Here is a 10,804-nt window from a genome sequence, read left to right on the forward strand (position 1 = left end):
CCGGGGAAGACGAGGGGCTTGACCACGAAGGAGTCGGTGGTGACGGCGATGCGCCCGTCAGCCGGTAGAATGGCGGCATCCTCCCACTGGGGCTCGCCGTCATAGAGCACAGCGATCTCCTGGGCCAGCAGTCGCTGCATGGCCTCTCCACCGGCACCGTGAGCGAGAGTGATGAGGTCAGACATTGTGAGCCTCCGCCGGCACCTGGACCTCCGTAGGATCACCGTACCGGTATGCGGCTGCGCAGGCGCCCTCGGTGGAGACCATGCAAGGGCCAACCGGAGCAGCCGGGGTGCAATCGCTCGCGAAGAGCGGGCACTCCTCGGGCAGCAGCGCACCACGCAGGACCTCGCCGCAGCGGCAACCCGGTGGATCCTGAGACGCCTCCACCACCATCGGGCACCGAACTGACGCATCGAAGCAGGCGTACTTGCTGCGCAGGCGCAACCCGCTGTCAGGGATGCGACCAAGCCCGCGCCACTCCGAGTCACAGGGCTCGAAGACCTCAGCCATGACGGTCTGGGCGTGAAGGTTACCCTCGGGTCGCACTGAACGCTCGTAGGCGTTCTCAGCGCAGGCCTTCCCGGCGTCGATCTGGTCCAAGAGCATCTGGAGGCCCCGGAGAAGGTCGGTTGCCTCGAATCCCGCTACCACGCAGGGCACCCGGTACCTGGCGGCGATCGCCTCGTAGGGCTGCATCCCGATGACGGCGCTCACATGGCCGGGACAGAGGAAGCCGTCTATCCGGACGTCGTCTGCCTCCATCAGCGCAGAGAGCGCCGGCGGGACGGTCTTGTGGGCAGACAGGACCGAGTAGTTCGTCAGTCCCGCCTCGGCGGCGGCCAGCACTGAAACGGCGACCATCGGAGCAGTGGTCTCGAAGCCAACTCCAGCGAACACGACCTGCCGTGCCTGGTCTGCGGAGGCGTACTCGACGGCCTCCATGGGCGAGTAGACCACTCGGACGTCGGCCCCGATGGCTCGCTCAAGGCTCAAGGAGGACCGAGTGCCGGGCACCCGCATCATGTCGCCGAAGGTGCACAGGGTCACCCCTTCGTGCCGGGCAAGCGCAACGAGCAGGTCGATGTCCCGGGTGGGAGTGACGCAGACCGGGCAGCCGGGCCCAGAGAGCATCCGCACACCGGACGGCAGAAGCTGCTTGATCCCGTACCGGGCCAGGGCATGGGAGTGGGTCCCGCACACTTCCATCAGGTTCGCGGGACGGGAGCACCTCAGGCTCAGGTCAGTCGCCGGCTCGGACACGGTCCCGCACCTCCCTCAGCACAGCCAGAGTGTCTGCCGCTTCCTGCTGGTCGATCAGCGTGAGGGCAAAGCCGGCGTGGACGAGTACGAAGTCGCCCTCGCGAGCCTCGGGGAGCAGGTCCAGACGCACCTGCACGGTGGTCCCGGAGACCTCCACGGTACCGGTGGCGCCCTCAATCGCCGTCAGTTGGCCCGGCACAGCCAGACACACTGCTGCTTCGTCCCTTCCGGGTGCCGTCGTCAGACCCTGAGCAAAGCGTTCGCTACGACGGCTTGCCCCAGCGAGATTCCACCATCGTTCGGCGGAACAGAGCGGTGATAGAGGGGCTTCAGGCCACGCTCTGTGAGAAGCTTGCACAACCGCGTCAGCAGGAGACGATTCTGGAAGGTCCCGCCGGACAGCGCCACGTGCTCAAGACCTGTACGGTCGCAGATATGGAGAGCTGCGGCGGCAAGAAGCTGCGCGAAATCCTCATGGAACTGGGCCGCCACCGCAGCCTCGGGAAGTCCGGCCTGAAGGCCCTCGATCACCGCGGCCAACAGGGGAGCAGGGGAGAGGACCAGGCAGGATCGGGACTCTGCTCCGGTCAGCCACTCTTCGGCAGATCGCGGCTTGAGCGGTCGGGTGGAGGTCGCCGCCAGGGCCTCCAGGGCCATCGCCGCCTGTCCCTCGTAGGCGTTGCGATGCCTGCGAGCGATCATTGCCGCAGCCGCGTCGAAGAGCCGTCCCGCTGAGGAGGCGAGCGGGCAGTTGACGCCGTGCAGCAGCAAGGCCCCCAGCGCTTCCCACTGCTCGTCGGTCACTTGTGCTCCGAGGCGTTCCCGCAGCCACCGAGACTCCGAGGCCATCCCGCAGGCCCAAAGGTGGGCACCTGCGGCACGCCAGGGCTCCCGGACAGCCGCCTCGCCACCAGCCAGGGGAACCCGCGTTAGGTGGCCCAGTCGCTCCATGTGCGGGCCGTCGCAGAGCAGGAGTTCGCATCCCCAGACCGTTCCGTCGGTGCCGTAGCCGGTGCCGTCGCAGGCCAGGCCGAGGAAGGGGCCTTCATGGTGGTTGTCGGCGGCGCAGGCGGCGACATGGGCATGGTGGTGCTGGACCTGAAGCAGGGGCAAGCCCTGAGTCTCGGCCAACTCGCGTGCATAGCGCGTCGAGAGGTAGTCGGGATGAAGGTCGCAGGCAAGGGCCTCCGGCTGGACCTGGAGGATCTGCCAGAAGTGGGCCACCGAGCGCTCGAGGTACTCCAGGCACCGGGCATTCTCCAGGTCGCCGAGGTGCTGGCTGAGGAAGGCGTTCGTGCCCGAGGTCAGGCAGAAGGTGTTCTTGAGCTGTCCGCCGAGGGCCAGCACACATCGTTGCTCCCGAGCCAGCCGCACCGGAAGCGGAACATAGCCCCGAGCCCGGCGCAGCAGCACAGGGCCCTGCGGCGACACCCTCACCACGGAGTCATCGCAACCCACCAGGATGTCGCGATCGTGCACAAGGAAGGCGTCGGCGATGCCGACCAGTCGCTCAAGGGCTTCGCCATTGCCGGTACACAGGGGCTCGTCGCTGAGGTTGCCGCTGGTCATCACCAGGGCGTCGAAGGGCGCCTCGGTGAAGAGCAGAAGATGGAGTGGCGTGTAGGGGAGCAAGAGCCCGTAGTCTGCGCTGTCGGGTGCGACCTCGGCGGCGAGACGTTCCGGTCGACGCTTGGGGCACAGGAGGATGGGAGCCCGGGTCGAGGTGAGCAGGAAGGTGGCATCTTCGCTGAGCTCACAGAGGGCCTCGGCCGCCTCGCGAGAGGCCACCATGACGGCAAGCGGCTTCTCCTCGCGGCCCTTCCGGGACCGTAGACGACGAACCGCGGCGCTGCTTCGGGCATCGCACGCCAGGTGGAACCCACCGATGCCCTTCGCCGCCAGGATCCCGCCAGCCGCAAGGAGCGCCTGGGCCTGGAGGATCGCCCCATCGCCGGTCACAGGCTTGTCCAGCGCGCCCGGCGTGACGAAGTGCAAGGTCGGCCCACACTGCGGACAGGCGACCGGCTGGGCATGGTAGCGCCGGTCGCTCAGGTCGACGTACTCAGCCGAGCAAGAGGGGCACATCGGGAAGCGCGACATTGAGGTATTCGGGCGGTCGTAGGGGACCTTGCGGACGAGGGTGAAGCGGGGTCCGCAGTTGGTGCAGTTGATGAAGGGATGCCGGAAGCGTCGGTCCCGGGGATCGAGAAGCTCACGGGCGCAGTCGGTGCAGAGGGCAAGGTCCGGAGATACGAGGATCGGCCCGCCCTCGGTCTCTCGGCTGGGCACAATCACGAAGTCGCCCTGGCCGGTTGGCGCGATCTCCTCGACCCGCACCGCCTCGATCACCGCCACTGGAGGCGGCTCCGAACGCAGGTCGTGGAGGAAGGCCTCCAGGTCTGGCGCAGGGCCCTCAATCTCGATGGTCACGCCGCCGGTGAAGTTGAAGACCGACCCGCTCAGGCCGTAGCGAGTGGCAAGGCGGTTGATGAAGGGGCGAAACCCGACCCCTTGCACTATCCCGTGGACCGTTACCCGACGGCGCTCCACAGCTTCGGCCAAAGGCCGCTCAGTCCTGCGCTGTCGGCTCGCCACTGGTCTTCACCTCCCACTCGGGCCGGCGATCAAGGGAACCGAGGCGTCCCTCACTTCTGCGCAGTGAACTCAATCTGTGTGATGCGGATGCCGGTGGCCGCCGCCACGCGCAGGTCCGTACTCCCACAGAAGAGACACTGGCCGGAGAGCACCAATTCGCCGGACCTCCCACAGTTGCGGCAGGTCGCTCGGGTGCGCTCCACGACGACCTCGACCGGGAAGGCGGCAATCTCGGCATGCTCGCAGCAGTGGTGGAGACCGTCCACGAGCGCCTCAGGCGTGACTCCCGCCATCTCGCCGATCGTGATCGTCACGCCGGCGATCCCGCGTGCGTCGTGCTCTCTGGCTTCGGCCATGACAGCCTCGAAGATCCTGTCGGCCACGGAGTGCTCGTGCAAGGTGACCACCTCCCCAGGTCCTGAGTGTCTATGCAAGCACCTCTCAGCACGCCTCATGCTTCATCGCCGACAACCGCTGCACGTGGCCCTTCTCCTCTGTGAGGAGGCGGTCCACCTGTGCAGCCTGGCCCGACGGGACAAGGTCGCGCATCTCGTAGAGGAACAGGATCGTGTCCTTCTCGAAGCCCAGGGCGTAGTCCAGGACTTCGTCGTCGGAAGACATCCGCGCCAGAGCCCTCTCGCCGGAGGCGATATCCGGCAAGACACGAGTGTCGAGCAGGAATTGGATGAACTCGGCCCGTTGGCCGTCATACTCCTCAGGGGGTCGGTGTTCCGGGATCGTGGGAAGCATGTCCCGGAAGATACGTTCGTGGAGGCGTTCCTGACCGGAGAGCCACTCGAGGAGCTTCCGCACCTCAGGGTGACTGGCGGCCTCGGCGGCGGCGGAATAGAACCCGTAACCGCTCTGTTCCATCTGGATCGCCATTTGCGCGATCTCACGTCCGGAGAATACACCGGCAGTAGACATGGGCATACACCTCCGAGCGGAGCTTATGTGATTTGCTTCACAAGCTGACGACTCATGTCCCTCCGTGTCTGCGAAGCAAGCGCCGACGCAGCCCAGTGGCCGCTACAGCTCTTGCCTATGTGAATTCCTTCACAACTGCTCTGCAACCAGTATATCCAGAAGCGGCTGCGCGTCAAGACAAAGGTGGAGTGCCGCCCACATCCTGCGCAGAGTCGTCCGCAGACGCTGCTGAGGTAGGGAGGGGGAAACCGACCTATGGCGAAGTGTCATGTTGCTGTTACTGACAGGAGGTGCCGTTGATGACACTCGCATTCCTGACGCTATTGTCCAGTTGGGCCCTGGCACAGGTCCCCGGAGCCACGCCGGCTGAGGTAGTAGGGGAACGCCCCTACGAGATGGTCTGGGCCAACCGCACGGCAGACGACCATGTGCCCCTGGTGGACTTCGAAAACCTTGGCGGCTGGACGGTGGAGTGCAAGAACGCCGTCGCGGAACTCATACGGAGCCGAGAGCAGCAGATCTGGGGTAGCTACGTCGGTAAGCTGGTCTACCGCGGAACCGGCACTAACCCCGAGGTCCGACTGGTGCCGCCGCAGCCGATCGCCACTCGCGGCGCCTTCGATACGGTAACGATGTGGATCTATGGTAACAACTGGGCCTACTCCAGCGACCCGACGACTCCCCAGGCCCAGGTCAGCGCGCTGTTTGCCGACGCTCGTGGCCGGGAGTTCACCGTGGATATCACGCGGGTCAACTGGCGTGAGTGGTTCCTGGGCCACCATCGGATGACGCCCGAGCAGATCGACCAGGCCCGGCAGGGCGCAAGTCTCAAGGCGATTGTCATCACCGGCGGGCGCAACACCGGTGACCGCGTGCTCTTCCTCGACAACCTCTCCGCCTTCGTGGAGGCTTTCCCGCCACTGAAGTTCGATCCCCGGCCGGAGCGTGGCATCCCCATGTTCCCCGGCGAGACGACCGGCACCAACACGGGACCCGGTAGGCTACCTTTCCCGACACGCTTGCAGACGATCCTGCCGCCCAACCTGGTGAAGGACTTCAGCACCTCCCTTAGCCAGGAGGGCAAGGTCTTCGTCTTCACCTATCAGGGCTCCGACGGCACTCTGACCTACCGCCTCGAGCCGCAGACCGGCATGCTGGACGATATCAGTGCCCAGTGGACCGGCCGCGGCGGAGTGATCAAGCCCTGCGTCGGCGGGGGCGTGTACCTGCTGACCCAGACGGGAACGACGGAAGCCCCGGACAAGGCCGAGCAGCTCAGCACCGTCCGCAAGGGCGATTCCGTGGTCTCCTCCTGGCGGCTCTCAAAGGGCGCCGTGACGGCCGAGGTGACCTACACCTACCGGCTCTGGAACAAGTCGCTGGTGGTGGACGTGGTGGCTCCGGGCGGCAACGTCAGTGAGGTTCGCTACGGGCAGGCACGGGGGCTAGAGAACCCGCGAGTCGTCACGATCCCGTACTACAAGCTGTCCGGGCGACCGGCTGTGGCCGTGTGCGGAACTTTCCAGGCGCCGCTGTTCCTGGCGGGCGCTACTGACTGGTATCTGTCCGGCGCCTCCGAGCTCTTGGGCAGCAATGCCGTAACGGATACCGGTGTCACCTACAACGGCGGCACTCGCTACCTGAACAAGACCGACGGCAAGCGCAACGACTGCTACGAGCGGCTCTTCCTCACTCTGTCGCCACGGTTCGAGGAGGTCCTGCCGACGATTGACAACCCGGTCTCGCCCTGGAAGCAAGTTACGGGGACGAAGCTGTGGCGGGCACATGGTGCCGGGAACCGGCAGGCCGACATGGAGTACTGGACCCGGGTGCATCGCTACGGGATGACCGAGGTAATCATCACCGATCACGAGACCATGTGGCGCGACGGCGGAGAGAGCTTCACCTTCCGCACCCGCACAGCCCCCAAGAAGGGCGGCGAGGAAGGCGCTCGGGCGTACTCGCGGTACCTTCAGGACAAGCTCGGCTTCGTCTACGGGCCCTACAACAACTTCACCGACTTCGCGCCGGTCAATGAGTACTGGAGCACCGACCTCATCGGCCGCCGTCCGGACTTGCAGCTTCAGTCGGCCTGGGCCCGGTGCTATGGTCCGAAGCCCTCGCGGGCGGTTGAGTACTGCGCGAAGCTGTCGCCGATCAACCAGGCCAAGTACGGCTTCAGCACCGCCTACTGCGACGTTCACACGGCGGTCTCCCCGTGGAGTCGCACGGACTATGATGCGCGAGTCCCCGGCGCAGGAACCTCGGCGGCGACCTTCTACGCCTACGGCGAGATCATGCTTCTGCAGAAGGCGGCCTGGCGTGGGCCGGTCTACTCGGAAGGCCAGTACCACTATCTGTACTGCGGTCTCACCGACGGCAACTACGGGCAGGACCAGGAAGCCCGACTGCCCTGGAACCCGTGGCTTGTTGACTTCGACCTGCTTCGGATGCACGACCTGTGCTGCAACTTCGGGATGGGCAACCCTGGGATGTTCTATGGCCGCGATGCCGGCCTGGGCAAGACCGCCGAAGAGATCGACGCCTCGGTCGACCGCTTCCTGGCGGCCACAGTGGCCTTCGGGCATCCCGGCTTCCTGACCCTCGAGGGGGGCATGCAGAACGCGCTGCGCAGCTACTACATGCTCCAGCAGCTCCACAGCCGCTACTGCCTTGCCAGCGCCGAGACGATCCGCTACGCCGACGCAGCGGGCAACCTGCTGGACACCTCGGCAGCGGTGGCCGGTGGCGCCTACCAGCGCTCACAGGTTGTTACGCGCTATTCCGACGGCACGGTCACAGTCGTCAACGGCAGCCCAACCGAGCGCATGAAGGTGGTCGCCTACGGCAAGTCCCTCAACCTGCCCCCGAACGGATACGCGGGCTGGACTGCGGACGGGAAGATCGAAGTGCTCAACTCGGACGAGAGTGGAACCCGCTCCGACTACGCTGTGACACCGGCCTACCTGTACGCCGATGGTCGCAGTCGCTTCACTCGCCACCCGAAGGCGGCCTCGGACGGCATCGGCATCTGCCGCATCCTCGGCGAGGGCAAGTGGGAGATCATCCCCTACAAGGGCGCCGAGTGCGGCTTCGCGATCCCGGCAGTGTCAGCGGTCGCACTGAACCAGGAGGGAGCACCCATCGGTCCCGCACAGGTCCGCACCTCGCGTGGCCTGGCCTACGTGGTGCCGATGGAGGGCGCCTTCAGCTATGAGGTGACCGGTGGCGCAACCTCAACCGGGCCGGCGTTGCAGTCGGAGCGCGACCAGGTAGTTCCAGGCGAGAAGGTGACCGTGCGCGGACGCGAAGTGCACGAGGTTCAGATTCCCGAGGATGCGAGGGTGGGCCAGCGCATCTGGCAGCAGCTTGAGGGCAGTTGGATCGACTTCACGGTAGTGCCCATGGCCGACGCTGACCTGTGGCTTGAGGGCAACCGACTGATGGTCCGGCTCTCGAGCAACCTGCCTCAGGCAGAGGCCTTTGAGGTCAGCGCCGAGGGCAAGAGCGCCACGGCAGCCCTGGCCCCGCGAAGCCCACAGGTTGTCTCGGTTGACCTCGGTGAGCCGAGGGGCGAGACCTCGCAAGTGCTGCAGGTCGAGTTGCGTGCAGGCCAGCGTCGACAGGTCATCGAGCGGGGGATGCGGGTCGATTCGCAGTGCCTGCCCGTGGTTGACCTCCCGGCGAAGTGGCGTGGTGGTATGTGCCTCCGAGGCGGCGAGGAGCAGACCGACTTCGGTCAGACTCGCGGCTATGTCGATACGCGCAGGACGTCCTCCGGGGAAGTGGCCAAGACGGGCATCTTCATGCACCCGCCCTACATCGGCGGCACGGGTTACTCCTATGCGCTCTACGACCCGATCACGCTTCCTGCCAAGCCGGCAGCCATGTTCCGGGCGGTCGTGGGCAAGGGTGACGGCAGCGATCTGGGCGATGGAATCCTATACAAGCTTGTGGTCGTGGACGAGGCCAAGGCCTCGCACGAGGTCGGAAGGACTCTCGTCGATCGCCACGCCTGGCTCCCCATCGAGGGAGACCTGTCTGCCTGGGCGGGCAAGACCGTGCAGATCAAACTGGTGTCGGACGTGGGCGACGCCGACGATTCCTCCGGCGACTGGGCCTGCTGGGCCGATATGCGGGTGGAGACTCGCGAGCCGTCGCTGGTGCGGACGCTGTCGGACAGCATCGAGCCCTTCCGCCGTGCGGCCGGGCCCTATCCTATCGCGGGTCTGACCCAGAAGGACCTGCAGACGGCGAAACGCGGCTGGCTGCACTATGACGGCAAGGGCCTCGCGGGCACAGGCGAGGACTGGGGATCCTCCGGCGACCTCAACGGCTGCGACCTGGGCAACCTGCAGCCGGCCGGAGGCAACGAATCTGCCGGGGTGTTCCAGGAGAACCTCAGCGTGCCACTGACAGCCGAGGCCCTCCAGTCGCTGAAGATGCGCAATCAGTTCAAGATCCGGAACCCGCAGGTCGACTCCTTCAGCATCCGTCGGTTCTGGGTTGAGCTTGAGCTGGCCGATGGCCGCAAGTGCTCGTCGCAGATCTCAACCGCCACCTACACGCAGCCCGCAGACTGGCTCTATGCAGAGGGTATCCGCGTGCCGCGGGACGAGGACATCACGGTGGACATCGAGTTCGCTCCCTAGGGGCTTGCAGGAGGGGACGTCGAAAACGCGTTAGGCCCATCTCGGTGCCGTCGGGGAGACCCGGCGGCACCTTAGCTTCTCGCGTTTGGGCGGCTGTCTCCAGAGAGGATCTGCTCGTAGTAGGCGAGGGTCTGCTGCGCCGTGCGCGTCCAGGTGAAGGTGGCGGCCCGTTTGAGGCCGGCTTCACCGAGTTGTGTGCGCAAGGAGGGGTCACCCAGGACGCGTTCCAGGGCGTCCGAGAGGGCCACCTCGTTGGTCGGGTCCACCAGGACGGCTGCGTCACCTGCGACTTCGGGCAGCGCGGAGACGTCGGAGGTGATGACCGGCACTCCGCAGGCGAAGGCCTCCAGCACCGGGATTCCGAAGCCCTCGTAAAGAGTGGGGAAGAGGAACACGTCGGCCCCGGTGAAGAGCGAGGGGAGGTCTTCATCGGGTACATAGCCAAGCCGCTGAACCGCGCCGGTCGCCTCCGCAGCCTGCATTTCGCGTTCAATCTCCGTTGACTTCCAGCCCATCTTGCCGACGACAGCCAGCCTATGCGGGAGGCCCGAACGCTGCTTTGCCTTCAGGAAGGCTCGCAGGATGCGCACCAGATTCTTGCGCGGCTGCAGGACGCCAACGAAGAGTACGTAGGGCTGCGTCAGACCATGACGCTGCAGCACCTCCGACACTTGCTCGGCCGAGGCACGAGCAAAACCCGCCGGAGCGGCATAGGGTGTGACGGCGATCCGCTCCGGGGGAAGGCCGTAGACTTGGCCAAGGTCTCGCCGCGTACACTCCGAACCGGTGATGACACCCGCAACCCTGGGCAGCGAGCGCCGGATCCCCAGGTCCAGCAGCAGCCGGTCCTTGAAGGGGAACCACTCCGGGTGCAGCCGGTAGGTGACGTCATGGATGGTGGTGACGACCCGCGGACGCCGGCAGCCAGGCGCAATGTACTGCACCTGCAGCACGTCGATGCGGTCCTCGCGGGCGACTCGTGGCAGGACGAAGGGCGTCCATAGTCTCGGATGAGCCGCCGGAGCCACCCTGATCTCGAACTGCGGCGGAAGGTCGAGCTTCGGCGGCGACTGATCGAAGTACAGAAGGAACTGGTGGTCACCAGGCAGGCTCGCAAAGCCCTGCACGAGTCCGAGCAGGTAGCTTCTGTCACCCGTCTTGTGCGCTCCGAGGACCCGCGCATCAAGGCCAATCCGCAAGGGAGTGTCTCCGTCCTCTGCCTGTGGTCGCTATGGCCTCTCTAGCCCGCATTATTCATGAACCTGGCCGTGGCGGTGGGTTCTAGTGGTGGTTGGAGGCGCTGTAGCAGGTCCCGCCACAGGTCCTGCACCGGGCAGCCGGAGGCGAAGCCCAGCCATACGCGGCGC

Annotated in this window: 8 protein-coding genes; 1 reads left to right on the plus strand and 7 read right to left on the minus strand. The window is 65.9% G+C overall.

Annotated elements, in window-relative coordinates; all coding sequences use genetic code 11:
• From ABFE16_04275 to ABFE16_04300, 6 genes are all read right to left on the minus strand, one after another.
• The coding region (locus tag ABFE16_04275) for a hydrogenase expression/formation protein HypE (GenBank protein ID MEN6344496.1) at positions 1-185 on the minus strand (185 nt) is incomplete at its 3' end.
• Positions 178-1,263, minus strand: a complete 1,086-nt coding sequence (hypD, locus tag ABFE16_04280) for a hydrogenase formation protein HypD (GenBank protein MEN6344497.1) — start codon at positions 1,261-1,263, stop codon at positions 178-180. The genes hypD and ABFE16_04275, both read right to left, overlap by 8 nt.
• Positions 1,244-1,474 (minus strand): HypC/HybG/HupF family hydrogenase formation chaperone, encoded by a 231-nt coding sequence (locus tag ABFE16_04285; protein ID MEN6344498.1) that lies wholly within the window; start codon positions 1,472-1,474, stop codon positions 1,244-1,246. Before ABFE16_04285 ends, hypD begins: the two co-directional genes overlap by 20 nt.
• A 29-nt stretch (positions 1,475-1,503) precedes the next feature.
• The gene (gene hypF, locus ABFE16_04290) at positions 1,504-3,825 is read right to left on the minus strand and encodes a carbamoyltransferase HypF (protein MEN6344499.1); all 2,322 of its coding nucleotides are present in this window, start codon (positions 3,823-3,825) and stop codon (positions 1,504-1,506) included.
• A gap of 83 nt (positions 3,826-3,908) precedes the next feature.
• On the minus strand, positions 3,909-4,256 hold the full coding sequence (locus ABFE16_04295) for a hydrogenase maturation nickel metallochaperone HypA (protein MEN6344500.1): 348 nt from the start codon (positions 4,254-4,256) through the stop codon (positions 3,909-3,911).
• A gap of 43 nt (positions 4,257-4,299) precedes the next feature.
• Positions 4,300-4,785 carry a ferritin family protein gene (locus ABFE16_04300; protein ID MEN6344501.1) on the minus strand — a complete coding sequence of 162 codons (486 nt, stop codon included), beginning with the start codon at positions 4,783-4,785 and terminating at the stop codon, positions 4,300-4,302.
• Positions 4,786-5,084: 299 nt separating this feature from the next.
• Between ABFE16_04300 and ABFE16_04305 the strand changes: the two genes are divergently transcribed.
• Positions 5,085-9,437 (plus strand): hypothetical protein, encoded by a 4,353-nt coding sequence (locus ABFE16_04305; GenBank protein MEN6344502.1) that lies wholly within the window; start codon positions 5,085-5,087, stop codon positions 9,435-9,437.
• Positions 9,438-9,508: 71 nt separating this feature from the next.
• Here ABFE16_04305 and ABFE16_04310 read toward each other — a convergent pair whose 3' ends face one another.
• Positions 9,509-10,636, minus strand: coding sequence for a glycosyltransferase family 1 protein (locus ABFE16_04310; GenBank protein MEN6344503.1), 1,128 nt, complete (start codon positions 10,634-10,636; stop codon positions 9,509-9,511).
• Positions 10,637-10,804: the final 168 nt, after the last annotated feature.

The sequence above is a fragment of the Armatimonadia bacterium genome (assembly GCA_039679385.1).
Taxonomy (GTDB): domain Bacteria; phylum Armatimonadota; class Zipacnadia; order Zipacnadales; family JABUFB01; genus JAJFTQ01.

Coding starts and splice junctions, on each gene's coding strand:
- ABFE16_04300 (MEN6344501.1), bottom strand. CDS start 4,785: ATGTCTACTGCCGGTGTATTCTCCGGACGTGAGATCGCGCAAATGGCG.
- ABFE16_04305 (MEN6344502.1), top strand. CDS start 5,085: ATGACACTCGCATTCCTGACGCTATTGTCCAGTTGGGCCCTGGCACAG.